This is a genomic window from Streptomyces sp. A1136, assembly GCF_004795055.1.
Lineage (GTDB): Bacteria > Actinomycetota > Actinomycetes > Streptomycetales > Streptomycetaceae > Streptomyces.
Map to the genome: position 1 here is coordinate 18,943 of NZ_SSBJ01000006.1, position 24,894 is coordinate 43,836.

The following is a 24,894-nucleotide window of genomic DNA, read 5'->3' on the forward strand; positions in this document are numbered from 1 at the left end:
CCGTATCTGACGGGGCGTCAACTACGGGGTCGGGCCGGATTGGCAGCGGGGGCACCAGTACGTGGGGCGGTCGTCCTTCACGAAGCGGCGTACCGGGGTGCCGCAGCGCAGGCAACCCCGCGGGGCGCGCCCGTAGACGAAGAGGGACTGCCCCCGTCGGCGGCTGCCGGTCGTGTTGCGGGTCTCGCCGGTGCCCAGGTTGGCCGCCAGCAGTCGCCGGGCGGCGCCGACCAGCCGGACGGTGGTCACCTCGGGGTCCGGGAGCGCGCCGACCGGGGTCCAAGGGGTGACCTGGGCGAGGAAGCAGAGCTCGCACATGTACACGTTGCCGATGCCCGCCAGATTGCGCTGGTCGAGCAGCGCGTCTCCCAAAGGGCGCTCGGGCTGCGCGAGCAGGTTCGCGGCGGCTTTGGCGGGGTCCCAGTCCGGGCCGAGGAGGTCGGGGCCGAGGTGGCCGACGACCTTGTCCTCGTCGGCGGTGCGCAGGAGTTCGAGGACGGGGAGGCGGTAGCCGACGGCGGTGTCGGAGGCGGTGCCGAGGATGGCGCGGATCTCGTAGGCAGGACCGCCGTGCCACTTCCGTCCGGTGGGGAAGACGTGCCAGGCGCCGTCCATGCGCAGGTGGCTGTGGAGGGTGAGGCCGCCGTCGCCGTCGATGCGGGTGAGCAGGTGCTTGCCGCGCGGGATCACGTTCAAGGTGGTGCGACCGGTGAGGTCCACGGTGGCCAGGCGCGGGACGCGCAGGTCGCTGCGGGTGATCTCGTGGCCGGCCAGGGCGGCGTGCAGCCGGGTGGCGGCGCGCCAGACGCTGTCTCCTTCGGGCATGGCCCCATTGTCGCTCCGGGCGCCTGCCGGCGCGGGGAGGCCAGGGTCGCCGGGGGCCGGCGCCGTGAGCGTCGTGAAACGCCGCAGCCCCCGCGGCGGGGTGTCCGCGCGGGGGCCGGTGGTGCCTGGAGAGTGACTACTTCCAGGTGAGGGCCTTCTTGCCCACCGTGCTGTACGGCTCGCCCCAGTACTCTCCGCCGACCACCTTCACCTGGGCCGACGGCGCCAGGGCGATCGCGCAGTTGGTCTGCGAGTGGCCGTTGGTGAAGCCCTTGGGCAGCGACTCGTCCTTGCACTTCTCGAACGTGCCGATGACGGAGACCCCGTCGGCCTCGCTGCCGTCCGGAAGCAGGCCCTTCATGTGGCCGACCGAGGCGTAGCCGAGGTCGGTGGTGCCGACGTTCTTGACCGTGTAGCGGACGTAGTAGGGGACCATCCCCTTCACCTTGTCGCCCAGCTTCAACGAGTCCAGGTCTGCCGCCTGACCCTGCTCGACGGAGGTCACGGTGAGGGCGATCGTGCCGCTGGTGGTGGTTCCGTAGGTGAACGGGACCGTCGCCGTCTCGCCGATCTTGAAGCTCTGTCCCGGCTTGGCCGTGCCCCCGGCGCCGGCCGGCGCCGCGCTGCCGGCCGCCGACGGGCCGGCGCCGGTGCTGGGTTCGGCGTAACCGCCCGCGGGCGAGGAGGCCGCGGGCGAGCTGGGTGCGGCCGAGCTGGGCGCCGCCGGGGCCGCGTCCTCGTTGCCGCTCTTGCAGCCGCTCAGCGTCAGGGTGGCGGTGACCGCCAGGCCGATGGTGCCGAGTGCGGTCTTGCGCATGGTTGTGGTGCTCACTTCTCAGGTCCCCCATGGACTGTACGTTGACTGCGCATCGTCAATCCCGATGCCTTGGCGATCTTAGGGGCGGGGGAGTGGGCGTCCGTACGCTCTGGGTCCTTCGTGACGGGCTCAGGACATAAGCGCAACATAAGCGGAATGGTCGGGCCGGAACCGGCCCTGCGGCGGCGGCCGTTCGGGCCGGGCGCCGCAGGGGTCGTGTCACGGTCTCAGACGCAGGCCGCGCGGGGTGGCGTGGAAGCCCGCCGCCTCCAGGGAACGGCCCAGCGGCGAGGTCAGCGCGGGCGCCGCGTTGATCCGCTCGACCGTCAGGGGCGGTACCGTGCCCGCGCGGCAGGCCACCGCCAGCGACGCCACGGCCGCCTCCAGGCGCGGCTCCTGGGCGTCGGGCCACGCCAGCAGGGTCTTCCCGCCGCGCTCCAGGTAGAGGACGAGTTCCCCGTCGACCAGGACCACCAGGGAGCCGGCCTTGCGGCCCGGCTTGTGCGTGGCCCCGCCCGGCGGCTCCGGCCAGGGCAGGGCCGCGCCGTACGCGTTCGCCGGGTCGGCGGCGGCCAGCACCACGGCGGCCAGCGGGGGCGGGGTCCGCTCCGCCGCACGCAACCGGTCCACCGCTCCGTCCATCGCGAACTGGGCGGCGCCCAGCCCCTCCACGACATAGCCCCGCCGGGCCTGTCCGCTGTCCTCGAACGCCGACAGCACCCGGTACACGGCGCTGAAACCGCCCTCCACCCCCTCCGCGGCCACCGCACCCCGGGTCACCACGCCGTGGCGGTCCAGCAGGGTCCGGGCCAGGGCGTGCGCCCGGTGGGTCGGGTCCGGTGCCTGGTCGGGCAGGAGCGACCAGCGGCCGGAGACCGTGGGCGGGCCGGTGCGGGACACCGTCGCGCTCAGGGTGCCGTAGCGGCCGCGCGGGACCGTACGCCGCGCCCGGTGCGCGGTGGAACCCGCGGTGCGGCCCGATCCCAGCAGCGAGCGCAGCGGCGCCAGGGTGTCGTTCGTCAGCCGCCCCGACCAGGCCAGGTCCCAGAGCGCCTCGGAGAGCTGGAGGTCGGACGCCTCCGGCCACTTCGCCCGCACCGACTCCACCACCTGGCGGAAGAACAGGCCGTATCCGCCCGAGAGGGTGTCGAGGATCGCCTGGTGCAGCGGCGTCGGCTCCAGCGGATGGGCCGGTGGCAGCAGCAGGGGAGCCGCCTCGGCGAGGTAGAGCGAGACCCAACCGTCCTTGCCGGGCAGGGCCCCGGCTCCGGCCCAGATCACCTCTCCCGTGGTGGTCAGTTCGTCGAGCAGGGCGGGGGAGTAGCCCGACACGCGCGAGGGCAGGATCAGCCGCTCCAGGGCCGAGGCCGGCACCGGTGCCCCCTGGAGCTGCTCGATCGCCCTGGCCAGGCCGTCGATCCCGCGCAGGGCACCCCCCAGGTGCTGCCACTGCGGCAGGAAGGTGGCCAGCGAGGCCGGCGGCACCGGTTCCAGCTCCTGCCGCAGGGCCGCGAGCGAGCGGCGGCGCAGCCTGCGCAACACCGCCGCGTCGCACCACTCCTGTCCGATGCCCGCGGGGTGGAACTCGCCCTGGACCACCCGGCCCGCCGCGGCCAGCCGGTGCAGGGCGCCTTCGGTGACGGCCGCGCCCAGGCCGAAACGGTCGGCCACGGCGGTGGTGGTGAAGGGACCGTGGGTCCGGGCGTACCGGGCCAGAAGGTCCCCGAGCGGGTCCTTGACCGGTTCGGTGAAGGCCTCCGGGACCCCGACGGGCAGCGCGGTGCCCAGCGCGTCCCGCAGCCGACCCGCGTCCTCGATCGCCGCCCAGTGGTCGGCGCCGCCGACGCGGACCCGGATCGCCCGCCGCGCGGCGGCGAGTTCACCGACCCAGGACGGCTGCGCCCCGCGCTCGGCCAGCTCGCCGTCGGTCAGCGGGCCCAGCATGCGCAACAGGTCCGCCACCGACTCGACGTCCTTGGCCCGGCGGTCCTCCGTGAGCCACTGGAGTTCGCGCTCCAGCTCCTCCAGCACCTCGGCGTCCAGCAGTTCGCGCAGCTCCGCCTGGCCGAGCAGCTCCGCCAGCAGTCGGGAGTCCAGCGACAGCGCCGCCGCCCTGCGCTCGGCCAGCGGCGAGTCCCCCTCGTAGAGGAACTGGGCGACGTATCCGAAGAGCAGCGACCGCGCGAAGGGGGACGGCTCGGGCGTGGTGACCTCGACCAGCCGGACCCGCCGCGCCTCGATGTCCCCCATCAGCTCCGTCAGGCCCGGCACGTCGAAGACGTCCTGGAGGCATTCCCTTACGGCTTCCAGGACGATCGGGAAGGAGCCGAACTCAGAGGCCACCTGGAGCAGTTGGGACGCGCGCTGGCGCTGCTGCCACAGCGGTGTGCGCTTGCCGGGATTGCGGCGCGGCAGCAGCAGCGCGCGCGCCGCGCACTCGCGGAACCGGGAGGCGAACAGGGCCGAGCCGCCGACCTGGTCGGTGACGATCTGCTGGACGTCGCCGCGGTCGAAGGCGACGTCGCCGGCGCCCAGCGGGGCCTGTTCGTCATCGAACTCGAAGGACTGCGCGGGGGCCGCCGGGTCGTGGTCGAGCAGGTCCATGGACAGCAGGTCCGCGTCCGGCAGGCGCAGCACGATGCCGTCGTCCGCGTGCATGACCTGCGCGTCCATCCCGTACCGCTCCGCCAGGCGGGCCCCGAGCGCCAGCGCCCACGGGGCGTGCACCTGCGCGCCGAAGGGGGAATGGACGACGACCCGCCAGTCACCCAGCTCGTCCCGGAACCGCTCGACCACGATCGTCCGGTCGTCCGGTACGTGGCCGCAGGCCTCGCGCTGCTCGGCGAGGTAGGCGAGGACGTTCTCCGCGGCCCAGGCGTCGAGCCCGGCCGCCAGCAGCCGCAGCCGGGCGTCTTCGGGGGTGAGGCCGCCGAGCTCGCGCAGGAACGCGCCGACCGCACGGCCCAGTTCGAGGGGGCGGCCCAGCTGGTCGCCCTTCCAGAACGGCAGCCGCCCCGGCACCCCGGGCGCCGGGGAGACCAGCACGCGGTCCCGCGTGATGTCCTCGATGCGCCATGAGCTCGTGCCCAGGGTGAACACGTCCCCCACCCTGGACTCGTAGACCATCTCCTCGTCGAGCTCGCCGACCCGGCCGCCGCCCTTCTTCGGATCGGCCCCCGCGAGGAAGACGCCGAACAGGCCGCGGTCCGGGATGGTGCCGCCCGAGGTCACCGCGAGGCGCTGGGCCCCCGGCCGGCCGGTGATCGTCCCCGCCACCCGGTCCCACACGACTCGGGGCCTGAGCTCCGCGAACGCGTCCGACGGGTAGCGGCCGGCCAGCATGTCCAACACGGAGGTGAACGCCGACTCCGGCAGCGCCGCGAAGGACGCGGCCCGACGCACCAGGGCCAGTAGGTCGTCCAGCTGCCAGGTGTCCATCGCGGTCATCGCGACCAACTGTTGGGCGAGGACGTCCAGCGGATTGGAGGGGATGCGCAGGGACTCGATCGACCCCGTACGCATCCGCTCGGTCACCACGGCGGCCTGCACCAGATCCCCCCGGTACTTGGGGAACACCACGCCGGTGGAGACCGCGCCCACCTGGTGGCCGGCCCTGCCGACCCGCTGGAGCCCGGACGCCACCGAGGGCGGCGACTCCACCTGCACCACCAGGTCCACCGCGCCCATGTCGATGCCCAGCTCCAGGCTGGACGTCGCGACGACGGCGGGCAGCCGGCCGGCTTTCAGGTCCTCCTCGACCAGCGCCCGCTGTTCCTTGGACACCGAGCCGTGGTGCGCGCGGGCCAGCAGCGGCGGGGCGCCCTGCGCGGCCCCCGACTGCGCCATGATCTCGGCCGGCGACGACCCCTCGGGCAGCTTCTCGCCCATCGCCCGCTCGTACGCGATCTCGTTGAGCCGGTTGCACAGGCGCTCCGCCAGCCGCCGGGAGTTGGCGAACACGATCGTGGACCGGTGGGCCTGCACGAGATCGGCGATCCGCTCCTCCACATGGGGCCAGATGGAGGGCTTGTCCCCGCCCTCCCGTCCCTCCGTCGCCGGAGAGCCGCCCAGCTCGCCCATGTCCTCGACCGGGACGACCACCGACAGGTCGAACTCCTTCGTGGACGGCGGCTGGACGATCTCCACCTTCCCGCGCGGCGCGAGGTAGCGCGCCACCTCCTCCACGGGCCGGACCGTCGCCGACAGACCGATCCGGCGCGCCGGCCGGGGCAACAGCTCGTCCAGCCGCTCCAGCGACAGCGCCAGGTGCGCGCCGCGCTTGGTGCCCGCGACGGCGTGCACCTCGTCCAGGATCACCGTCTCCACACCGGCGAGGGCGTCGCGCGCCGCCGACGTCAACATCAGGAACAACGACTCCGGGGTGGTGATCAGGATGTCCGGCGGCCGGGTAACCAGCGCCCGGCGCTCGGCGGGCGGGGTGTCCCCGGAGCGGATGCCCACACGGATCTCAGGCTCGGGCAGGCCGAGGCGGACCGACTCCTGCCGGATGCCGGTCAGCGGACTGCGCAGATTGCGCTCCACGTCGACGGCCAGGGCCTTGAGCGGCGACACGTACAGCACGCGACAGCGCTTCTTCGGCTCGGCGGGCGGCGGGGTGGACGCCAGCTGGTCGAGGGCCGCGAGGAACGCGGCCAGGGTCTTGCCGGAGCCGGTGGGCGCCACGACCAGGACGTCCGAGCCCTCGCCGATCGCCCGCCACGCGCCTTCCTGGGCGGACGTCGGCATGTCAAAGGCCCCCGAGAACCACGAGCGGGTCGCGGGGGAGAAGGAGTCGAGCGCGCTACCGGACATGCCCCCATCGTGCACCCGGCCACTGACAACAGGCCGGACCTGCGTAAACGCGCCGACGGACCGGAGCGCAGAATGAGGGAATGGGCACGGACGACGGCCGCCGGGAGTGGGCGCGGCACTGGCGCTACCCGGAGCTGCCCGGGCTGGACCTGCTGCGCGCCCACTACGTAAGCCACACCTTCCCGCGCCACGCCCACGACGGGTACGTCATCGCGGCCGTCACCGGCGGCGTCGAGGAGATCGGGCTGCCGGCGGGCACCCTGCGCGCCGGCCCGGGCAGTGTGGTCCTGATCAACCCGGAGGTGGCGCACACCGCACGCGCCGGGGTCCCCGAGGGCTGGGCCTACGCCACCCTCTACCCGTCCCGCGCGCTGATCACCGAGGTCGCCGCCGAGATCGCCACCCTGCGCGGGACCCCCGGCTTCACCGCCGACATGGTCCCCGACCCGCACGCCTCGCGGGTGATCGCCGAGGTGCACCGCGCCGCCGAGGCCGGGAACGCGCTGGCCGCCGACACGCTGCTGCGCGGAGTCGTGGCGCGGATGCTGACCCGGCACGGCGGACCGTTGCCGGCCCGTACGGTGCGGCGCGCGGGCGGCGCCGACGCGGAGCGGGCCAAGGCCGTACTGGAGGAACGGATCGCGCGACCGCCGTCGCTGGAGCAACTCGCGGCGGAGCTGGGCACGAGCCCGTTCGCCCTGCTGCGGGCCTTCCGGGAGCGGTACGGGATGCCGCCGCACACCTGGCTGACCGACACCCGGGTGCGGCGCGCCCGCCGGCTGCTGGACGCGGGTACCCCGCCCGCCGAGGCGGCCGTCGCCGTCGGCTTCACCGACCAACCCCACCTGAACCGCCACTTCACCCGGATCGTCGGGGTCCCGCCGGGCGCCTACCGGAGGGAGCGCGGGCAGAGCGGTTGAGCCCGGAGCCCGGAGCACGTGACGGCGCGGGCGGCCCGGGCAGCGGCGCGTCGATCCCGGGCGCGCGCAAGAACGTACAAGACCGCTCGCCGGTCCCGCGCATAGCGTCACCGCGTGGGAGAACATCAGATGGTGACACAAGAGGCCCCCCAGGGGGTCGAGCGGCCACGCGCCGCCGTCGTACGGGACGCCCTCGGCGTCGGGGTGGCCGTCGGTCTTTCCGGATTCGCGTTCGGGGTGACCGCCGCCGGCTCCGGGGTCGGCGTGCTCCAGGCCTGCGTCCTGAGCCTGCTGGTCTTCACCGGCGCCTCACAGTTCGCGCTGGTCGGAGCCCTCGCCGCGGGCGGCAACCCGTTCACCGCCGCCGCCGGCGCCTTCTTCCTCGGGACCCGCAACGCCTTCTACGGACTGCGGCTGTCCCAGCTGCTCGCCCTGCCGAAGGCCGTCCGGCCCCTCGCCGCGCACTGGGTCATCGACGAGACGACCGCGGTCGCCCTCGCCCAGCCCGGCCGCACGTCGGCGCGGCTCGGTTTCACGGTGACCGGCCTGAGCCTGTACGTGCTGTGGAACCTCACCACCCTGCTCGGCGCGCTCGGCGCCGAGGCCATCGGCGACACCACCGTCTGGGGGCTGGACGCCGCCGGGCCGGCCGTCTTCCTCGCCCTGCTCGCCCCGATGGTCAAGAGCCCCACCGAGCGGGCCGTCGCGGCCCTCGCGCTCGTCCTGGGCCTCGGCCTGCTGCCCGTACTGCCCTCCGGGGTGCCCGTGCTGGTCGCGGCACTGGCCGCGCCCGCCGTGCTGTGGATGAAGGGACGCCGCTCGTGAACGTCTGGATCGCCATCGGGCTGACCGTCGTCGGCTGCTACGCCGTCAAGCTCGCCGGGCTGCTCGTACCCGCCGGAGCCCTGGAGCGGCCGGCCGTGCGCAAGCTGTCCGCGTTGCTGCCCGTCGCCCTGCTCACCGCCCTCACCGCCCAGCAGACCTTCAGCACCGGCCACGAACTCGTGCTCGACGCCCGCGCCGCGGGCCTGGCCGCCGCCGCGCTCGCGCTGGTGCTGCGCGCCCCGTTCCTCGTCGTGGTCGGCGCGGCGGTCCTCGTCACGGCCGGTCTGCGAGCGCTGGGCGGCTAGGGCGATCAGGGGAGGCGGCCGTAGGCGCGCAGTGTCAAGAGCGCCTCAAGCGTGGCGATCGGGCGCCGCTCGGGGGAGCTGCCCGCCCCTCGGGCCCCGGTGGGCGCCGGCCAGCCCCCGTCCGGCTGCTGCCGGGCGGCGAGGAAGTCCAAGGACCGGCTCATCTCCGCGTCCGTGAACCAGCCCCGAGCGGGCGACTCGGGGCGGCGCGCGAAGTCGTACGGGAACAACCGCTCGCCCGGCGCGTACCCGGGAGCCGTCGGGTGAGCGTCCCGGCGCGCCGGATCGAGCACCACCAGGTGCCCTTCGCGCACCAGCCGTCCCAGCCGGTCCGCGGCCGCCGCGGCCCGGCCCCGGTCGGGCACGCCGTCGAGGAACGCCACCGCGCCCTGGACCTCGTACGGGTGCCAGTGGCGCAGCGTCTCGACGCGGTCCCAGCAGAATTCGGTGGCCCGGAACAGCCAGGCGTGCCACACCCGGTTGCGGTGCAGCGCGCCGACGACCGGGCCGGTGGTCAGCAGCGCGCCCGGCGGATCGTCGTGCGGCGGGTGGTCAGGGGCCGTCGGCAGGTCGTCCTCTGCGGGGAACACCGCCGGGAGCGCTCCGTCGGGGGTGGAGAGCGAGGCCAGGTGGGTGCAGAGCCGGTCCACCCGCCGGCCCCCGCAGCGGCCGAGGGTATCGAGCACCCGCAGGGCGTACGCGGCGTGCGGTGGCCGGCTCAGCGGTCCGCGCAGGTCCGGGTCGAGGGCGTGCCCGTAGCCGCCGTCGGCGCCCAGGTACGCCTCCAGGGCGCGGTCCACGGCGTCGGGGTCGCCGCCGAGGAAGTGGTACGCGAACCGGTGCTGCTCCAGCACCCGCGCCGTGAGCCAGATGAACCGCTCGGCGCGGGCGAGCGGGGTCGGCGCAGCCGACGCGGCTTCGTCTCCAGGCATGTCGGAACCGTAGGGCGCCGGACCTGCGGTCGGGGGTGCGAACGCCGCCGGTGCACTCTCCGGGGCGCGATACTGGTGGCATGCGGTTGACGATTTTCTGGGAGCGGATGGCCGAGCACTTCGGGGCGGCCTACGCGGACTCCTTCGCGCGGGACCACGTCATGACGGAGCTCGGCGGGCGCACCGTGTACCAGGCGCTGGAAGCCGGCTGGGAGGCCAAGGACGTGTGGCGCGCGGTGTGTTCGGCGATGGACGTGCCCGCCTCGCGGCGCTGACCGGGCGCCCGGCCCGCCCGCCGCGGCACGGGGTGGGTCAGACTGGGGTGCGTGGCAGCGACAGAAGAGACGACCCCCCTCCGGCCCGAACGACCGGAAGAACCCGGACGAAGCGCGGGAACCGAACGAATCGAAGGGGCCGAGCACGGCGGACGGGCCGGTGACGGCCCGGTCACACCGTCCCCCCGGGCCATCGGACCGGTGGCCCGGTCCGATGCGGCGGACGCGGCCCGGATGCCGCGCTGGCTGCCCCGCGCGGTGATCCTGGTACTGGCCCTCGTCGCCTGTTTCCAGCTCGGCAGCTGGGCCTTCCACCAGCTGATCGGGCTGCTCGTCAACATCCTGATCGCCTTCTTCCTCGCGCTCGCCGTCGAACCCGCCGTGTCCCGGATGGCCGCCCGCGGCATGCGCCGCGGGCTCGCCACCTTCCTGGTGTTCCTCGGGGTGTTCGTCGCGGGCGCCGGATTCGTGGCCCTGCTCGGCTCGATCCTCGCCGGGCAGATCGTCGACATGGTGGAGGGCTTCCCCCGCTACCTCGACTCCGTGATCAGGACGGTCAACACGACGTTCCACACCGATCTGTCCCGGCTGGAGATCCAGGACAGCCTGCTGCACTCGGACTGGTTGCAGAAGTACGTGCGCAACAGCGCGAGCGGGGTGCTCGACGTCTCCGCCACCGTGCTCGGCGGCCTGTTCAAGCTGCTGACCGTCGGGCTGTTCTCCTTCTACTTCGCCGCGGACGGTCCGCGGCTGCGGCGCGCGCTGTGCTCCGTGCTGCCGCCCGCCAAGCAGTCGGAGGTACTGCGCGCCTGGGAGATCGCCGTCGCGAAGACGGGCGGGTACCTGTACTCGCGCGGACTGATGGCGCTGATCTCCGGCATCGCCCACTACGTGGTGTTCGCGGTCCTGAACGTGCCGTACGCGCCCGCGCTCGCCGTGTGGGTGGGTCTGGTGTCGCAGTTCGTCCCCACCATCGGAACCTACCTGGCGGGCGCGCTGCCCATGCTGATCGCCTTCACGGTCGACCCCTGGTACGCGCTGTACGTACTCGGCTTCGTGGTGATCTACCAGCAGTTCGAGAACTACGTGCTCCAGCCCAAGCTGACCGCGAAGACGGTGGACATCCACCCGGCGGTCGCCTTCGGGTCGGTCATCGCGGGCACCGCACTGCTGGGAGCGGTCGGGGCGCTCATCGCGATCCCGGCCGTCGCCACGCTCCAGGCCTTCCTCGGGGCGTACGTGAAGCGCTACGAGGTGACGGAGGGCGCCGACACGTCCGACGGCGGGGGACGGGACGGCGGGGGACGGGCGGACGACGGGGGACGGGCGGACGACGGGGACCCCGCTACTCCGGGGTCGTCCCTTCGACGATTGCTGCCAGGGCGTCGGTGACGGTCGCCTCGACGGCGCCCTTCTCCAGGCCGAGGCCGCTGAGCACGCCCTGACCGTTCTCCAGTTCGAGGAGGGCGAGCAGCACGTGCTCGGTGCCGACGTAGGGGTGGCCCAGGCGCAAGGCCTCGCGGAACGTCAGCTCCAGGGCCTTCTTGGCGCCGGCGTCGAAGGGGATCAGGGCGGGCAGCTCGGCCGGATCCGCGGGCTCCGGCAGGACCGCGGCGACCGCGGCGCGCACGGCGTCCTCGGTGACGTGGTGCCCGTCGAGGACGAGCGCGGCGAGTCCCTCGGGCTCGGCGAGCAGGCCCAGCACCAGGTGTTCGGTGCGGATCTCGGTGCTCCGACCGGCGCGGGCCTCGTTCTGCGAGGCCACGACGACGCCCCGGGCGCGGGGGGTGAAGCGGGCGAAGCCCTGGGCCGGGTCGATACCGGCGCCCTCGCCGCTGTCGCCCCCGGCCTTGTCGGCCTTGGGGACGAAGCGCTTCTGGGCGGCCTGGCGGGTGACGCCCATGCTGCGGCCGATGTCGGTCCAGGAGGCGCCGGAGCGGCGGGCCTGGTCGACGAAGTGGCCGATGAGGTGGTCGGCGACGTCGCCGAGGTGCTCGGCGGCCACGACGGCTCCGCTGAGCTGTTCCAACGTGTCGGGGTGGACCTTCTTGATCGCCTCGATCAGGTCGTCGAGGCGTACCGGACTGGTCATGCGAACTGGTTCCGCGGAAGGGTTCGTCATGGTGCAACCGTAGGTTGACAACTCAGGAGGTGTCAACCGGAGGTTGTCACCTGAGTCGGAACCCTTCGCCGCCGCCCGATCCCGGTGGGGCCCGGCGACCGGACCCGCCCCGTGGGGTGAGATCCGGCCACCGGTGCGACCGCGTCAGGCGACCGGCTGCTGCTGGGCCGTCAGCAGGCCCAGGAGCTGGTCCATCTCGTTGCGCCAGAGGCGGTGCACATTCATCCGGGTCGGCCGCTCCTGGCCCGGGAGCTGGAAGCGGAACGAGCTCCAGACGGCGTTGCGCTTGATCTCGGTGACCGCGCCGACGGCCTGGGCCGGCGGTATGGCGAAGACGATCTCCTGCGGCCGGTTGCTCATCCGGCTCGCCTTGTGCAGGACCACGGCCTGCTCCGTCACGGTGACGAAGTAGTAGGTGAGGAACATCTGGCCGATCAGGCCGAGCATGCTCATCAGCCAGACGCTGGGGCCGGCGATGGCCTGGATTGTGACGATGGGCCGGTCGGCCGGATTGATCTGGGCGATGGCCTCGGCCACCTGCTGCTGGATCGTGGCCTTCTTGATGGCCATGGTTCCTCCAAAGCGGAATGAGCGCCCTCGGTCCCGGGGGCACCGCAGGGTACCGATGGGCATGGGGGAGTCGGGGGCCGGGGCCGGGTGGGGACCCATGGGGGCGGTTATGCCGCTCCCGCCCCCGTTCGGTACCGGATGCGGCCCTTGCGGCAGTTGGGGGCGGCGCGGGGGACGGTCAGGGAGGTGGTTTCGGCCGGCGGGCCGTCAACTGCCGGGGTGATAGCGGCTTTCGTCAACTCGCCATGCCCTCTTGTGGGTTGGGGCCCGACGTCCCAACAATGCGCATGACAACCGGAGGATCTTCGGTTGCATCGTCACCAGAGGGGAACCCCCACATGAACAAGCCTCTCGCCGGCGCCGTGCTCTCCCTGCTGCTGATCGGAGCGGGAGCGGCCCCGGCCGTGGCCTCCGTACCCCGGGACGCAGCCCCGCAGGCACCGGCCTCCTCGCGGGACCGGGCCGCGCAGGCCGTCACGGTCACCTACGCGGGGACGGTCGCGCTCAGCAACTGCTCCGGCTCCGTCGTCCGCGCCCCCGGATCGCAGCCGACCGACCCCGCGCTCGTGCTGTCCAACGGGCACTGCCTGGAGACCGGCTTCCCCGAGCCGGGCCAGGTCGTCAAGGACCAGCGGTCCACCCGGTCGTTCTCACTGCTCAACGCCAACGGCAGCAAGGTGGCGACGCTGCGGGCGAGCAAGGTCGCCTACGCGACGATGACCGACACCGACATCTCGATCTACCAGCTGACCTCGACGTACGCGCAGATCCAGAGCCAGTACGGCATCAGCGCCCTGACCCTCAACGACGCGCACCCGGTTCAGGGGACGCCGATCAAGGTGGTCTCGGGCTACTGGAAGCGCACCTACAGCTGCGACGTCGACGGGTTCGCCTACCGCCTCAAGGAAGGCGCCTGGACCTGGAAGGACTCGGTCCGCTACACCTCGTCGTGCAACACCATCGGCGGTACGTCCGGCTCGCCGGTGATCGACACCGCGAGCGGCAAGGTCGTCGCCGTGAACAACACGGGCAACGAGAACGGCGAGCGCTGCACGGACAACAACCCGTGCGAGGTGGACCAGAACGGCGTGGTCACGGTCCGCGAGGGCATCAACTACGCCCAGGAGACCTACATCATCGTCCCGTGCATAGGCGCCGGCAACAAGATCGACCTCACCCGCCCCGGCTGCACCCTGCCCAAGCCGTAACCCCACACGGGCCGTAACCCCCACGCGCCGTCCCCGTTGCCTCGCGGCGGGGGCGGCGGCGCCGCGGCCCGGCCCGCGCCGCCCGCGCCGCCCCGCTCAGTGGAGGCAGAGGCAGAACGGGTGGCCGGCCGGGTCCGCGTAGACCCGCCAGTTGGCCTCCAAGCGGAGCCGGTCCGTCCGCTCCAACACGGTCGCGCCGAGGGCGAGCACCCGCTCCTCCTCCCCGTCGAGGTCGTCCACGTCGAAGTCCAGGTGGAGCTGCTGCGGGTGCTCCCCACCCGGCCACCGCGGCGGTCGGTGGTCGTCCACCCGCTGGAAGGCCAGCGGCGTTCCCTCGAAGCCGTGCACCTCGAACCAGTCGGGATCCTCCGGGTCGGCGACCACCCGGCCGCCGAGGAGTTCCGCGTAGAACTCCGCGAGCCGGACCGGATCGGCGCAGTCCAGCGCGACCGCCTGCAGCTTTCGAATCACTTTGGACACCCCTCGTCGCGTGGACCGTTTCCGCGCCCGTGTACGGAGGGGGTCGTACCCACCGCCACGACGGGCATGCGCAAGGTGTCGACCCGCTGCCCCTGGGCCATCCGGTCACCCTCGACGTGGCCGGCTTGACACGGAAATCGAACACGCATTCTCATTGGTTATCCACAGCCGAACCGGGCGTGGGAGCGCATTGTCAGTGGCAGGCGTTAGCGTCAATGGCGTGAAGCGATCGACTCAAGCAAACCGGGTGGAACCCATGGCAGGCACCGACCGCGAGAAGGCTCTCGACGCCGCGCTCGCACAGATTGAACGGCAATTCGGCAAGGGTGCGGTCATGCGCCTCGGCGACAAGCCGAACGACCCCATCGAGGTCATCCCCACCGGGTCGACCGCGCTGGACATCGCGCTCGGCGTCGGCGGGCTGCCCCGCGGCCGTGTGATCGAGGTGTACGGACCGGAGTCCTCCGGTAAGACGACCCTGACCCTCCACGCCGTGGCCAACGCGCAGAAGGCCGGCGGCACCGTCGCCTTCGTGGACGCCGAGCACGCGCTCGACCCCGAGTACGCGAAGGCGCTCGGCGTCGACACGGACAACCTCATCCTGTCGCAGCCGGACACGGGCGAGCAGGCGCTGGAGATCGTGGACATGCTGGTCCGCTCCGGCGCGCTCGACCTGATCGTCATCGACTCCGTCGCGGCGCTCGTGCCGCGCGCGGAGATCGAGGGTGAGATGGGCGACTCCCACGTGGGTCTCCAGGCCCGACTGATGAGCCAGGCGCTCCGCAAGATCACCGGCGCGCTCAACCAGTCGAAGACCACCGCGATCTTCATCAACCAGCTCCGCGAGAAGATCGGTGTGATGTTCGGCTCGCCCGAGACCACCACCGGTGGCCGCGCGCTGAAGTTCTACGCCTCCGTGCGCCTCGACATCCGTCGTATCGAGACCCTCAAGGACGGCACCGACGCGGTCGGCAACCGTACCCGCGTCAAGGTCGTCAAGAACAAGGTCGCGCCGCCCTTCAAGCAGGCCGAGTTCGACATCCTCTACGGCCAGGGCATCAGCCGCGAGGGCGGCCTGATCGACATGGGCGTGGAGCACGGTTTCGTACGCAAGGCCGGTGCCTGGTACACGTACGAGGGCGACCAGCTGGGCCAGGGCAAGGAGAACGCCCGCAACTTCCTCAAGGACAACCCGGATCTCGCCAACGAGATCGAGCGGAAGATCAAGGAGAAGCTGGGCGTGGGCGTGCGCAAGGACGCCGCGACCGCGGAGGCCGGTGCGGAGGCTTCCGCCGACGCCGCGGCCGTGCCCGCCCCCGCGTCGAAGGCCAAGACGACGGCCAAGGCCGCCGTGGCCAAGAGCTGACCCGTGCGGGAGCGGGAACGGGGCGACAGGGAGAGCGGCCGGGAGGGCCGTCAGGAACTGCCGCCCCAGAGCCCCGAGGAGCAGGCGCGGGCGATCTGCTTGCGCCTGCTCACCGGGATGCCGCGGACCCGGCGCCAGCTCGCCGACGCGCTGGAGAAGCGGGGCATCCCCGAAGAGGTGTCGCAGGAGGTCCTCTCCCGGTACGAGGAGGTGGGCCTGATCGACGACGCCGCCTTCGCCGGTGCCTGGGTCGAGTCCAGACACCGGGGCCGCGGCCTTGCCCGCCGGGCGCTCGCCCAGGAACTGCGGACCAAGGGGGTCCACGCCACGCTCGTCCGGGAAGCCCTGGAACAACTGGACTCCGACCAGGAGGAACAGACGGCCCGGGAGCTCGTGGAGCGCAAGCTCCGGGCGACCCGGGGCCTTGAGCGGGACAAGCGGATGCGGCGCCTCGCCGGGATGCTGGCGCGCAAGGGGTATCCGGAGGGCGTGGCCCTGCGGGTGGTCCGCCGCGCGCTGGAATCGGAGGCCGAGGGGGAGGACGGGGACGGATACCCCGGGGACTGAGCCCCGGGGCACCGGCGCGGCGGGACACCGGACGGCGGCGTGATCGGTGCCGGCGTGGCACCGGGGTCCGCGCCGGCGGGGACCGCGATCACGGTCGCGCGGCGGCCTCCGGTGGGGCGACCGGCAGGCCGGCCGCTTTCCAGGCCTGGAAGCCGCCGGTCAGGTCCGTCGCGCGGTGGAGGCCCAGCCCGTGCAGGGAGGCCGCCGCCAGCGTCGAGGCGTAGCCCTCGTTGCAGATCACCACGACCCGCAGGTCGTGACCTGTCGCCTCGTGGAGCCGGTGGGACCCCTGGGGGTCGAGCCGCCACTCCAGTTCGTTGCGCTCCACGACCACGGCGCCCGGGATCAGTCCGTCCCGTTCGCGCAGTGCCTGGTAGCGGATGTCGATCAGGAGCGCCCCCTCGTCCCGCCTCGCGGCCGCGGCCTCCTCGGGGGAGACGCGCGCGTAGGTCGTACGGAGTCGGTCGACCAGGGCGTCGATGCCCTGCGGCACGCCGCTCACTGCCAGTCCGCCGGGCGCTCGACGTGCTCCAGCCGGAGCACCGGGCCGGTGCGGCTGTAGCGGCGGATCAAGGGGAGCGGCGGATAGTACGCGTGCACCGAGACGGCGTGCTCGGTCCGCGACTCGTTGAGCACCTCGTGGACGTGGTGCTCACCGAAACCGCGCCCCTCGCCCGCCGGGACGCCCCGGCCGCGGTCCACGTCCGGCGCCAGCTCCAGGCTCCGCCAGCCTTCCGACGGCAGGCGCACGGCCAGGGAGCGCTCGGTCAGCTTCCCCCGGGCGGTGGCGAACGCGCCCCGCGACTCCGCGTGGTCGTGCCAGCCGGTGCCGGTGCCCGGCGGCCAGCCGATCAGCCAGGCCTCGCTGCCCCGGGGGCCGTCCAGCCGGATCCAGGTCCGCCCTTGCGGGTCCAGGGGGAGCGAGGCGACGAGCTCGGAGTCGGCCGCGGTGCGCAGCGCGAAGGCGAGCAGTTCCGCCGTCGTCGGTGCGGCGGCGGCAGGGGAGGAGAGGAGGGCGGAGGGAGAAGCGGCGGGAGAGTCGGCGGCGGAGGTGGCCGGGGCAGGCGCGTGCGTGGGCGCAGACATGGGATTGACCGTCCTGGGGGTTCGCGGGTGCGCGCCGCCGGTCCCGGAAGGACACGGGAAAACGGGGCGCGGGAAGAAGGGGCGAATCAGCAGGAAGGGCGACACACGCAGCCCGCGTAGCGGAGCAGGTCCATGTGGACCCTCCGCCACAGGCGTACGTCGTTGCCGGTCATGACCGCGAGTGAAGCACGGGAAGGCAAGAGGGTCAATCGATCACACCGGTGGGCGTGGTGGACGTCTCATCGAGCGCAGAGGGAACGCCGGCCGCCGGAGCCGGGGGACCGCAGCGGACGGCGTCGGCCGCCTCGTACAGTTCCGCCGGCCGGACCCCGGCGAAGGTGGCCGCCAGATGGCCGTCGGGGCGGACGAGCAGCACGGTGTGCGCGGGAGCGCCCGGGTAGCCGTCGGCCACCAGGAGTTCGGCCCGCACGGGGAGGGCGCTGACGGCCGCCGCGAGTCGGGGCATCAACCCGGCGCCCAGCCAGTGTCGCCGGTCCCACACCCCGGTGCCCGGGGCGACCAGGAGCACCAGCAGCCTGCCCCGCCCCAGCAGGTCCCGCAGCGGCACCGTCGACCCGTCGGGCGCGGTCACCGGCACGTTCGCCACCGGGCCGCCGGGTTCGGTGGCGGTCGGCACCTCCCGTACGGCCACGGGCGGGGCGTACGTCGGCTCCCCGCCCAGCGCGCCCCGGCCGAGGTGGCCGTCGGTGAGCAGGCCCTCCGCGGACCGTGCCGCCCCGGGGAGGTACGTACGCAGCCCGGCCCCGCCGCGCAGGGCAGGCAACGCCTGGTCGGCGACGCGCAGCCGGGCCGCGACCGCCCTGCGCCGCTCTTCCTCGTAACTGTCCAGCAGCGCCTCGGAGGCCCCCTGGTGCCAGTCCAGCGCGAGCTTCCAGGCCAGGTTCTCCGCGTCCCGCAGCCCCTCCTCGACCCCCTGCGTGCCGAGCGCGCCCAGCAGGTGCGCCGCGTCCCCGGCGAGGAAGGCCCGGCCGTCGCGCCAGCGCCGGGCGAGGCGGTGGTGCAGGGTGTGCACGCCGGTGTCGATCAGGTCGTACGGCGGGGTCGTGCCCCCGCACCACCCCGCCAGGGTGTCGCGGATCAGGGTGACGAGCGCGTCGGGGGTGACGAGCCCGCCGCGCGGCGGGAGCAGCCAGTCCAGCCGCCACACCCCGTCGGGCAGCGGCCGGGCGGTGACCTCGCCCGTCGCGCCCCGGTGCAGCAACGCCTCGCCGGGCCAGGGCAGTTCGGTGCGCAGGGCGGCCACGGCGTGCCGCTCGACGGCGGTGCGGCCCGGGAAGCGGATGCCGAGCAGCTTGCGTACGGTCGAGCGGGCTCCGTCACAGCCCACGAGGTGACTTCCGCGCCACCAGGTGGTCTCGGCGCCCCGGGTGTGGGCGGTGACCCCGCGGCCGTCCTGCTCCAGGGAGTCCAGGCGGGTGTCGGTGACCAGTCGGACCAGAGGCTCGGCGACGGCGGCGTCCCGCAGGCCGCGCGTCAGGGCGTGCTGCGGCAGGTGCAGCGGCGCCGGGAGGTCCTCGAAGGTGATCCGCCCGGAGTCCCGGCCCCGCCGCATCGTGCGCCAGGCCGCGTAGTAGGCGCCCTCGTCGCGCAGTGTCGTACAACCGAGCCGGTGGGCCATGGAAACGGTGTCGGAGTGCAGGACGACGGAACGGGCCGGTCGGGGCTCGTCCTTGCCGGGCCCCTCGTCCAGTACGACGCAGGGCACGCCTTGGCCGGCCAGGGCGAGGGACAGCGACAGCCCGACGGGCCCCCCGCCGACGACGATCACCGGGTCCATGGTGCGGCTCCCGATGTCCGGTATGTGATCACACAACGTATGCAACCGACTGGAGGTGCCTGCGTCAAGTGACACCGGTCCGGACAGCACTGTGTGGTGCGGCGAAGGATTTCGCCGCACCACACAGGCTACGCACTATGACTGACTTCGCATCAGCGGACTTACCGTCAGCGGGAGTGGTCTCCGCGAACCGTCGCCCGCCGTAGGAGGGCCCTCACCCGGTGCTGTTGTTGCCCGTGGCAAGATCGCCGGCCTCGGCCACGCCCACGACCGCGCCGGTGCTCTTCTTCGACTGCCGCAGCCGGCGCTCCAGCCAGGAGGCGGCGGCGGCGAGACCGTAGTTCACGGCGACGAACAGCGCCGCGATCACGATCAGCGTCGGGATGGTGTTGCTGTAGTTCGCCGAGATCTGCCGGTTCATCGACAGCAGCTCGCCGTAACCGAGGACCGCGCCACCGAGCGCGGTGTCCTTGAGGATCACCACGAGCTGGCTCACCAGCGCGGGCAGCATGGCGGTCACGGCCTGCGGGAGCAGGACGTACGCCATGGTCTGGCCCTTGCGCATGCCGATCGCCTTGGCCGCGTCGGTCTGCCCGCGCGGCAGCGACTGGATGCCGGCCCGGACGATCTCGGCGATGACCGAGGCGTTGTACAGGACCAGGCCCGTGACCACCGCGTACAGCGGCCGGATCTCGGACTCGACGTTCGAGAACTTCACGTACAGCGCGAAGCCGAACAGCATCAGCATCAGGACCGGGATGGCGCGGAAGAACTCCACGACCGCGCCGACCGGGACGCGCACCCAGGCGTGGTCGGAGAGCCGGCCGATGCCGAGCAGCGCGCCGAGCGGAAGCGCGATCACCATCGCGATCACAGCGGCCTTGAGCGTCCCCAGCAGGCCGGGGATCAGGAACGTCGTCCAGATCTGCCCGTCGGTGACGAACGGGCTCCACTTCTCCCAGTCGAGCTGGCGCTTGTCCGCCATGAGGCCCAGCGCCCACCACAGGGCCAGGCCCAGCAGCACGAGGAAGACGGCGGAGTAGATCCAGTTGCGGACCTTGGCCTTGGAGCCGGGGGTGTCGTACAGCACGGTACTCATCGCTTCACCGCCATTCGCTTGGCCACCCAGCCCAGCAGCAGGCCGGTGGGCAGGGTGAGTACGACGAAGCCGAAGGCGAACACGGCGAAGACCTCGAAGAGCGCCTGCGCCTCGTTCTCGATCATCTCCTTCATCAGCAGGGCCGCTTCGGCCACGCCGATGGCCGCCGCCACGGTGGTGTTCTTCGTGAGGGCGATCAGTACGTTCGCGAGCGGCGCGATGACCGCCCGGAAGGACTGGGGGAGCACGACCAGTGTGAGTACCTGGAAGAAACTCAGGCCCAGCGCGCGGGCGGCCTCGGCCTGCCCGACGGGCACGGTGTTGATGCCGGAGCGCAGCGCCTCGCAGACGAAGGTGCCGGTGTAGGCGGTCAGACCCAGGACGGCCAGCCGGAAGCCGGTCTCCTTGAAGGTGCTGCCGCCGAGCGTGATGCCCAGGGTCTGGCTGAGGCCCAGCGAGCAGGCGAGGATCAGCACGGTCAGCGGGGTGTTGCGCACCACGTTGACGTACACGGCGGCGAAGCCGCGCATCAGCGGGACGGGGCTGACCCGTATCCCGACCAGGACGGTGCCCCATATGAGGGAACCGACCGCCGAGTAGAGGGTGAGCTGAACCGTCACCCAGAAGGCTCCGAGCAGGTCGTACTGCCCGGAATCAAGAAAGTCGAACACGTTGCCCTGCGCTCTCCCCAGGATGGCCGGTGGGGCGCGCCGCCGCCCGCGGCAGGCGGGCGGCGACGCTCCTCACCGGGGAATCAGCTGCCTTCGGTGATCTGCGGGGCAGGCTCGTTCTTGTAGTCGGCCGGCCCGAAGTTCTTCTTCACGGCCGCCTCCCAGGCACCGTCCGCGACCATCTTCTTGAGCGCGGCGTTGACCTTGGTCTGCAGGTCCTTGTCGCCCTTCTTGAGGCCGATGCCGTAGTTCTCGTTGCTCAGGTTCAGCCCGACCAGCTTGAACTTGCCCTTGTTCTTGTCCTGCGAGGCGTAGCCCGCCAGGATCGAGTTGTCCGTGGTCAGGGCGTCCACGGCCTTGTTCTCCAGGCCGGTGAGGCACTCGGAGTAGCCCGGGAACTCCTGGAGGTCGGCCTCGGGGGCGAGCTTGGTCTTGACGTTCTGCGCCGAGGTGGAGCCGGTGACGGAGCAGAGCTTCTTCTTGTTGAGGTCCTCGGCCTTGGTGATCGAGGTGTCGTCGGCGCGGACCAGCAGGTCCTGGTGGGCCAGGAGGTAGGGGCCGGCGAAGTCGACCTTCTGCTTGCGCTTGTCGTTGATCGAGTAGCTCGCGACGACCAGCTTGACGTCGCCGTTGGCGATCAGGTTCTCGCGCTCGGAGCTGACGGCCTGCTTGAACTCGATCTGGCTCGGCTCGTAGCCGAGTTCCTTGGCGACGTACGTCGCGACGTCGACGTCGAAACCGGTGAACTTGCCGTCCGGGGTCTTGAGACCCACACCCGGCTGGTCGAACTTGATGCCGATGACGATCTTGCCCTTGGAGTCACCGGACGCACTGGTGCCACCGGAGGACTTGTCGCTGCCGCCGCCACAGGCGGTCGCGGTCAGGGCGAGAGCGACGGCCGCGGCGACGGCCGCACCGGCCTTGTAAACCTTCATCGTGAACTTCCCTCGTATGAGACGTTGTTGGACGGCGGGCGACACGTGGCTCCGGGCCGCCACCGGATCACTACCAGACGAGGACCGTCAGTGGTGAAGGATCTTCGACAGGAAGTCCTTGGCGCGGTCGCTGCGCGGGTTGGCGAAGAACTGCTCCGGGGTGGCCTCTTCGACGATCTTCCCGTCGGCCATGAAGACGACCCGGTTGGCCGCGGAGCGGGCGAAGCCCATCTCGTGCGTCACGACCACCATCGTCATCCCCTCCCGGGCGAGCTGCTGCATGACCTCCAGCACCTCGTTGATCATCTCCGGGTCGAGGGCCGAAGTGGGCTCGTCGAAGAGCATCACCTTCGGGTCCATCGCCAGCGCCCGGGCGATCGCCACGCGCTGCTGCTGACCACCGGAGAGCTGCGCCGGGTACTTGTCCGCCTGGGAGCCGACCCCCACCCGGTCCAGCAGCGACTTCGCCTTCTCCAGCGCCGCCGCCTTGTCCGCCTTGCGGACCTTGAGCTGACCCAGCATCACGTTCTGCAGCACCGTCTTGTGCGCGAACAGGTTGAACGACTGGAAGACCATGCCGACATCGGCCCGCAGCCGCGCCAGCTCCCTGCCCTCGGAGGGCAGTTCCTTGCCGTCGACCGTGATGGTCCCCGAATCGATCGTCTCCAGGCGGTTGATGGTCCGGCACAGCGTGGACTTGCCCGATCCCGAGGGACCGATCACCACGACGACCTCACCGCGGGCAATGCTCAGATCGATGTTCTGAAGCACGTGCAGCGCGCCGAAGTGCTTGTTGACGTTGCTCAGTACGACCAGGCCGTCCGCGGCCCCCGCCGCGTCCTGAACGTCCTCGGTCACTGATACTCCGCTCATCGGCTTCTTGCTCCGTCCTCCGTCGGTTGGGAGGACAGTAGTGACGTGACGCTCACACCGTCATCACATCTGAGGGAGAATTGAGCATAACGATCCGGCCTCGCCCGGATACGCTCCGTGGGCGACCGCGGCCGACGCCCTTCCTTACGCGTACCGGGTGCATAACGGAAGACTCGCGAGACCTGAACCCTCTTGACGTGGGACTCTGCATCGGCGTGGATGCAGGGTGGCCACGCGCGCGTGCCATCGACCGACCGAGGAAAGGGGACCCCGTGAGACTGCTGCTCGTCGAGGACGACGACCACGTCGCCGCCGCGCTGTCCGCGATCCTCGCCCGGCACGGCTTCCAGGTCACCCACGCCCGCAGCGGCGAGGAAGCCCTCCACGCCCTGCTTCCGGCGGGTGCCCCGACCTCTCCCTACGGGGTGATCCTGCTCGACCTCGGCCTGCCCGACCAGGACGGTTACGAGGTCTGCGGCAAGATCCGCAAGCGCACCGCCACGCCCGTCATCATGGTGACCGCCCGAGGCGACGTACGCTCCCGCATCCACGGCCTGAACATGGGCGCCGACGACTACGTCGTCAAGCCCTACGACACCGGTGAGCTCCTCGCACGCATCCACGCCGTCGCCCGCCGCACCGGCGCCTCCGAGGAGGCCGCCGCGACGGGGACCGGCGTCCCGTCCGTGGTCCGGCTCGGGCCCGTCGCCATCGAGCTGCCCACCCGCCGCGTCACCGTGGACGGCGCCGACGTCCCGCTCACCCGCAAGGAGTTCGACCTGCTCGCACTGCTCGCCCAGCGCCCCGGCGTCGTCTTCCGGCGCGAGCAGATCATCAGTGAGGTCTGGCGCACCAGTTGGGAAGGCACCGGGCGGACCCTCGAAGTCCACGTCGCCTCGTTGCGCTCCAAGCTGCGCATGCCGGCCCTCATCGAGACCGTGCGCGGGGTGGGCTACCGGCTCGTCGCCCCGCCCGCCCCCTAGCAAGGCCCCGTCGTGCGCGCCCGGCTGCTTCCCCTGCTCGTCGTCCTCATGGCGGGCGTCCTGCTCGCGCTCGGCTTCCCGCTCGCCGTCAGCCTCGCCGCCGGTCAGCAGCAACGGGTGGTCGTCGACCGGATCGACGACAGCGCCCGCTTCGCCGCCCTCGCCCAGTTCGTCATCGACGCCGAGGGCTCCGCCGCCACCGGCGCCGATCAGCGCCGCGAGACCCTCCAACTGGAACTGGCCCGCTACCAGGAGCTGTACGGCATCCGCGTCGGCATCTTCTACCGCGACGACAACGCCATGGTCCGCGCCCCCGGTTGGTGGCAGCTCCCGGAATCCGGCGAGGGCCGCCGGGCCTTCGAGGAAGCCCTCGCCGGACGCCGAAGCCACGACCCGGGCCAGGTGTGGCCCTGGCAGACGCATGCCAAACTGCTCGTCGCCTCCCCGGTCGTCCTCGACGGGGACGTCGTCGCCGTCGTCGCCACCGAATCACCCACCGGCCAACTGCGCGCCCGCATCCTGCAAGGCTGGCTGCTGATCGCGGGCGGCCTCGCCGCCGCCATGCTGCTGGCCTTCGGAGCCGCCCTGCGGCTCACCAGCTGGGTCCTCAAGCCCGTCCGCACCCTCGACGCCGCCGCGCACGGCATCGCCACCGGACGCATGAACTCCAGGGTCGCCGCCGCCGGCGGCCCCCCGGAACTCCGACGCCTGGCCCACTCGTTCAACGAGATGGCCGACAACGTGGAAGACGTACTGGAGCAGCAGCGGGCGTTCGTCGCCGACGCCTCCCACCAACTGCGCAACCCGCTCGCCGCGCTGCTCCTGCGGATCGAGCTGCTCGCCCTCGAACTGCCCGAGGGAAACGCGGAGATCGCCTCCGTGCGCACCGAGGGCAAGCGCCTGACCCAGGTCCTGGACGACCTGCTGGACCTGGCGCTGGCCGAGCACGCCACCGCCGAGATCACCCTGACGGACGTGGGCGCGCTCGCCGCCGAACGGATCGCCGCCTGGCGCCCCTACGCCGAGGAGAAGGGCGTACGGCTGACCGAGACCGGCCCGGCCGCCGTCACCGGGTGGGCCGACCCCATCGCGCTGTCCAGCGCGCTGGACGCGGTCATCGACAACGCCCTCAAGTTCACCCCGGAGGGAGAGGAAGTCGAGGTGTCGGTCGCCGCGCAGGGCCGCACCGTCCACGTCGTCGTCGCCGACCGGGGACCCGGCCTGACCGAGGAGGAGCTCCAGCGCGTCGGCGACCGCTTCTGGCGCAGCGGGCGCCACCAGAACGTCAAGGGCTCCGGCCTCGGCCTGTCCATCTCCCGGGCGCTGCTCGCCTCGGGCGGCGGGTCCCTCTCGTACGAGACGAACCCGCCCCACGGACTGCGCGTGACGGTCACGGTGCCACGCACGGCCCCGCACTCCCCCTGA

At 72.3% G+C, this 24,894-nt stretch carries 25 protein-coding genes; 10 read left to right on the top strand and 15 right to left on the bottom strand.

Annotated features, from left to right (window positions below; translation table 11 throughout):
* Positions 1-21: 21 nt before the first annotated feature.
* The 3 genes from E6R62_RS07455 to E6R62_RS07465 all read right to left on the bottom strand — a co-directional run bounded on the left by E6R62_RS07455 (position 22) and on the right by E6R62_RS07465 (position 6,454).
* The gene (locus tag E6R62_RS07455) at positions 22-825 is read right to left on the bottom strand and encodes an Fpg/Nei family DNA glycosylase (protein WP_136212517.1); all 804 of its coding nucleotides are present in this window, start codon (positions 823-825) and stop codon (positions 22-24) included.
* Positions 826-961: 136 nt separating this feature from the next.
* Positions 962-1,657 (bottom strand): hypothetical protein, encoded by a 696-nt coding sequence (locus E6R62_RS07460; RefSeq protein WP_136212518.1) that lies wholly within the window; start codon positions 1,655-1,657, stop codon positions 962-964.
* Positions 1,658-1,861: 204 nt separating this feature from the next.
* The gene (locus tag E6R62_RS07465) at positions 1,862-6,454 is read right to left on the bottom strand and encodes an ATP-dependent helicase (RefSeq protein WP_136212519.1); all 4,593 of its coding nucleotides are present in this window, start codon (positions 6,452-6,454) and stop codon (positions 1,862-1,864) included.
* Positions 6,455-6,534: 80 nt separating this feature from the next.
* On the opposite strand from E6R62_RS07465, the gene E6R62_RS07470 reads away from it, so the two are divergent.
* The 3 genes from E6R62_RS07470 to E6R62_RS07480 all read left to right on the top strand — a co-directional run bounded on the left by E6R62_RS07470 (position 6,535) and on the right by E6R62_RS07480 (position 8,504).
* Positions 6,535-7,374, top strand: a complete 840-nt coding sequence (locus E6R62_RS07470) for an AraC family transcriptional regulator (RefSeq protein ID WP_136212520.1) — start codon at positions 6,535-6,537, stop codon at positions 7,372-7,374.
* A gap of 129 nt (positions 7,375-7,503) precedes the next feature.
* Positions 7,504-8,199: an AzlC family ABC transporter permease gene (locus tag E6R62_RS07475; RefSeq protein ID WP_136212521.1), complete on the top strand. Its 696-nt coding sequence runs from the start codon at positions 7,504-7,506 to the stop codon at positions 8,197-8,199.
* Complete coding sequence (locus E6R62_RS07480) at positions 8,196-8,504, top strand: AzlD domain-containing protein (protein ID WP_136212522.1); 309 nt, start codon at positions 8,196-8,198, stop codon at positions 8,502-8,504. Before E6R62_RS07475 ends, E6R62_RS07480 begins: the two co-directional genes overlap by 4 nt.
* A 5-nt stretch (positions 8,505-8,509) precedes the next feature.
* Here E6R62_RS07480 and E6R62_RS07485 read toward each other — a convergent pair whose 3' ends face one another.
* A complete protein-coding gene (locus E6R62_RS07485; RefSeq protein WP_136212523.1) occupies positions 8,510-9,436 on the bottom strand; it encodes a hypothetical protein in 927 nt (308 codons plus the stop codon).
* Between the two features lie 80 nt (positions 9,437-9,516).
* Between E6R62_RS07485 and E6R62_RS07490 the strand changes: the two genes are divergently transcribed.
* Positions 9,517-9,711: a DUF3046 domain-containing protein gene (locus E6R62_RS07490; RefSeq protein WP_136212524.1), complete on the top strand. Its 195-nt coding sequence runs from the start codon at positions 9,517-9,519 to the stop codon at positions 9,709-9,711.
* A 234-nt stretch (positions 9,712-9,945) separates the two neighbouring features.
* Positions 9,946-11,103, top strand: coding sequence for an AI-2E family transporter (locus tag E6R62_RS07495; protein WP_136212700.1), 1,158 nt, complete (start codon positions 9,946-9,948; stop codon positions 11,101-11,103).
* On the opposite strand, the gene E6R62_RS07500 is transcribed toward E6R62_RS07495, so the two are convergent.
* Positions 11,057-11,833, bottom strand: a complete 777-nt coding sequence (locus E6R62_RS07500; protein WP_136212525.1) for a Clp protease N-terminal domain-containing protein — start codon at positions 11,831-11,833, stop codon at positions 11,057-11,059. The two genes, E6R62_RS07495 and E6R62_RS07500, sit on opposite strands and share 47 nt — an antisense overlap.
* Positions 11,834-11,977: 144 nt before the next feature.
* Positions 11,978-12,403, bottom strand: coding sequence for a hypothetical protein (locus E6R62_RS07505; protein WP_136212526.1), 426 nt, complete (start codon positions 12,401-12,403; stop codon positions 11,978-11,980).
* 338 nt (positions 12,404-12,741) lie between these two features.
* Here E6R62_RS07505 and E6R62_RS07510 point away from each other — a divergent pair, with 338 nt between their 5' ends.
* Complete coding sequence (locus E6R62_RS07510; RefSeq protein ID WP_136212527.1) at positions 12,742-13,611, top strand: serine protease; 870 nt, start codon at positions 12,742-12,744, stop codon at positions 13,609-13,611.
* Positions 13,612-13,707: 96 nt separating this feature from the next.
* On the opposite strand, the gene E6R62_RS07515 is transcribed toward E6R62_RS07510, so the two are convergent.
* Positions 13,708-14,082: a VOC family protein gene (locus E6R62_RS07515; protein WP_136212528.1), complete on the bottom strand. Its 375-nt coding sequence runs from the start codon at positions 14,080-14,082 to the stop codon at positions 13,708-13,710.
* Between the two features lie 265 nt (positions 14,083-14,347).
* Between E6R62_RS07515 and recA the strand changes: the two genes are divergently transcribed.
* Together recA and recX are read left to right on the top strand one after the other, a co-directional pair.
* Entirely contained in the window at positions 14,348-15,457 is a 1,110-nt protein-coding gene (gene recA / locus E6R62_RS07520) for a recombinase RecA (RefSeq protein ID WP_206308678.1), read from the top strand.
* A gap of 3 nt (positions 15,458-15,460) precedes the next feature.
* On the top strand, positions 15,461-16,024 hold the full coding sequence (gene recX / locus E6R62_RS07525) for a recombination regulator RecX (RefSeq protein WP_136212529.1): 564 nt from the start codon (positions 15,461-15,463) through the stop codon (positions 16,022-16,024).
* Between the two features lie 88 nt (positions 16,025-16,112).
* Here recX and E6R62_RS07530 read toward each other — a convergent pair whose 3' ends face one another.
* The 8 genes from E6R62_RS07530 to E6R62_RS07560 form a co-directional block, all read right to left on the bottom strand.
* The gene (locus E6R62_RS07530) at positions 16,113-16,526 is read right to left on the bottom strand and encodes a rhodanese-like domain-containing protein (protein WP_206308679.1); all 414 of its coding nucleotides are present in this window, start codon (positions 16,524-16,526) and stop codon (positions 16,113-16,115) included.
* On the bottom strand, positions 16,523-17,110 hold the full coding sequence (locus tag E6R62_RS07535) for a cysteine dioxygenase (RefSeq protein ID WP_136212531.1): 588 nt from the start codon (positions 17,108-17,110) through the stop codon (positions 16,523-16,525). Before E6R62_RS07535 ends, E6R62_RS07530 begins: the two co-directional genes overlap by 4 nt.
* A gap of 86 nt (positions 17,111-17,196) precedes the next feature.
* Entirely contained in the window at positions 17,197-17,283 is an 87-nt protein-coding gene (locus E6R62_RS42170) for a putative leader peptide (protein WP_311318651.1), read from the bottom strand.
* Between the two features lie 32 nt (positions 17,284-17,315).
* Positions 17,316-18,908, bottom strand: a complete 1,593-nt coding sequence (locus tag E6R62_RS07540) for an FAD-dependent monooxygenase (protein ID WP_136212532.1) — start codon at positions 18,906-18,908, stop codon at positions 17,316-17,318.
* 214 nt (positions 18,909-19,122) lie between these two features.
* Positions 19,123-20,007 (bottom strand): amino acid ABC transporter permease, encoded by an 885-nt coding sequence (locus E6R62_RS07545; RefSeq protein ID WP_136212533.1) that lies wholly within the window; start codon positions 20,005-20,007, stop codon positions 19,123-19,125.
* Entirely contained in the window at positions 20,004-20,678 is a 675-nt protein-coding gene (locus E6R62_RS07550) for an amino acid ABC transporter permease (protein WP_136212534.1), read from the bottom strand. Before E6R62_RS07550 ends, E6R62_RS07545 begins: the two co-directional genes overlap by 4 nt.
* Positions 20,679-20,761: 83 nt before the next feature.
* A complete protein-coding gene (locus E6R62_RS07555) occupies positions 20,762-21,613 on the bottom strand; it encodes a glutamate ABC transporter substrate-binding protein (protein ID WP_136212535.1) in 852 nt (283 codons plus the stop codon).
* Between the two features lie 87 nt (positions 21,614-21,700).
* Positions 21,701-22,486: an amino acid ABC transporter ATP-binding protein gene (locus E6R62_RS07560; protein ID WP_136212536.1), complete on the bottom strand. Its 786-nt coding sequence runs from the start codon at positions 22,484-22,486 to the stop codon at positions 21,701-21,703.
* A gap of 272 nt (positions 22,487-22,758) precedes the next feature.
* On the opposite strand from E6R62_RS07560, the gene E6R62_RS07565 reads away from it, so the two are divergent.
* Entirely contained in the window at positions 22,759-23,469 is a 711-nt protein-coding gene (locus E6R62_RS07565) for a response regulator transcription factor (protein WP_136212537.1), read from the top strand.
* Between the two features lie 12 nt (positions 23,470-23,481).
* Positions 23,482-24,894 carry a HAMP domain-containing sensor histidine kinase gene (locus E6R62_RS07570; RefSeq protein ID WP_136212538.1) on the top strand — a complete coding sequence of 471 codons (1,413 nt, stop codon included), beginning with the start codon at positions 23,482-23,484 and terminating at the stop codon, positions 24,892-24,894.

Coding starts and splice junctions, on each gene's coding strand:
- E6R62_RS07455 (WP_136212517.1), bottom strand. CDS start 825: ATGCCCGAAGGAGACAGCGTCTGGCGCGCCGCCACCCGGCTGCACGCC.
- E6R62_RS07465 (WP_136212519.1), bottom strand. CDS start 6,454: ATGTCCGGTAGCGCGCTCGACTCCTTCTCCCCCGCGACCCGCTCGTGG.
- E6R62_RS07470 (WP_136212520.1), top strand. CDS start 6,535: ATGGGCACGGACGACGGCCGCCGGGAGTGGGCGCGGCACTGGCGCTAC.
- E6R62_RS07475 (WP_136212521.1), top strand. CDS start 7,504: ATGGTGACACAAGAGGCCCCCCAGGGGGTCGAGCGGCCACGCGCCGCC.
- E6R62_RS07485 (WP_136212523.1), bottom strand. CDS start 9,436: ATGCCTGGAGACGAAGCCGCGTCGGCTGCGCCGACCCCGCTCGCCCGC.
- E6R62_RS07490 (WP_136212524.1), top strand. CDS start 9,517: ATGCGGTTGACGATTTTCTGGGAGCGGATGGCCGAGCACTTCGGGGCG.
- E6R62_RS07495 (WP_136212700.1), top strand. CDS start 9,946: ATGCCGCGCTGGCTGCCCCGCGCGGTGATCCTGGTACTGGCCCTCGTC.
- E6R62_RS07500 (WP_136212525.1), bottom strand. CDS start 11,833: ATGACGAACCCTTCCGCGGAACCAGTTCGCATGACCAGTCCGGTACGC.
- E6R62_RS07505 (WP_136212526.1), bottom strand. CDS start 12,403: ATGGCCATCAAGAAGGCCACGATCCAGCAGCAGGTGGCCGAGGCCATC.
- E6R62_RS07510 (WP_136212527.1), top strand. CDS start 12,742: ATGAACAAGCCTCTCGCCGGCGCCGTGCTCTCCCTGCTGCTGATCGGA.
- recA (WP_206308678.1), top strand. CDS start 14,348: ATGGCAGGCACCGACCGCGAGAAGGCTCTCGACGCCGCGCTCGCACAG.
- E6R62_RS07535 (WP_136212531.1), bottom strand. CDS start 17,110: ATGTCTGCGCCCACGCACGCGCCTGCCCCGGCCACCTCCGCCGCCGAC.
- E6R62_RS42170 (WP_311318651.1), bottom strand. CDS start 17,283: ATGACCGGCAACGACGTACGCCTGTGGCGGAGGGTCCACATGGACCTG.
- E6R62_RS07540 (WP_136212532.1), bottom strand. CDS start 18,908: ATGGACCCGGTGATCGTCGTCGGCGGGGGGCCCGTCGGGCTGTCGCTG.
- E6R62_RS07545 (WP_136212533.1), bottom strand. CDS start 20,007: ATGAGTACCGTGCTGTACGACACCCCCGGCTCCAAGGCCAAGGTCCGC.
- E6R62_RS07555 (WP_136212535.1), bottom strand. CDS start 21,613: ATGAAGGTTTACAAGGCCGGTGCGGCCGTCGCCGCGGCCGTCGCTCTC.
- E6R62_RS07560 (WP_136212536.1), bottom strand. CDS start 22,486: ATGAGCGGAGTATCAGTGACCGAGGACGTTCAGGACGCGGCGGGGGCC.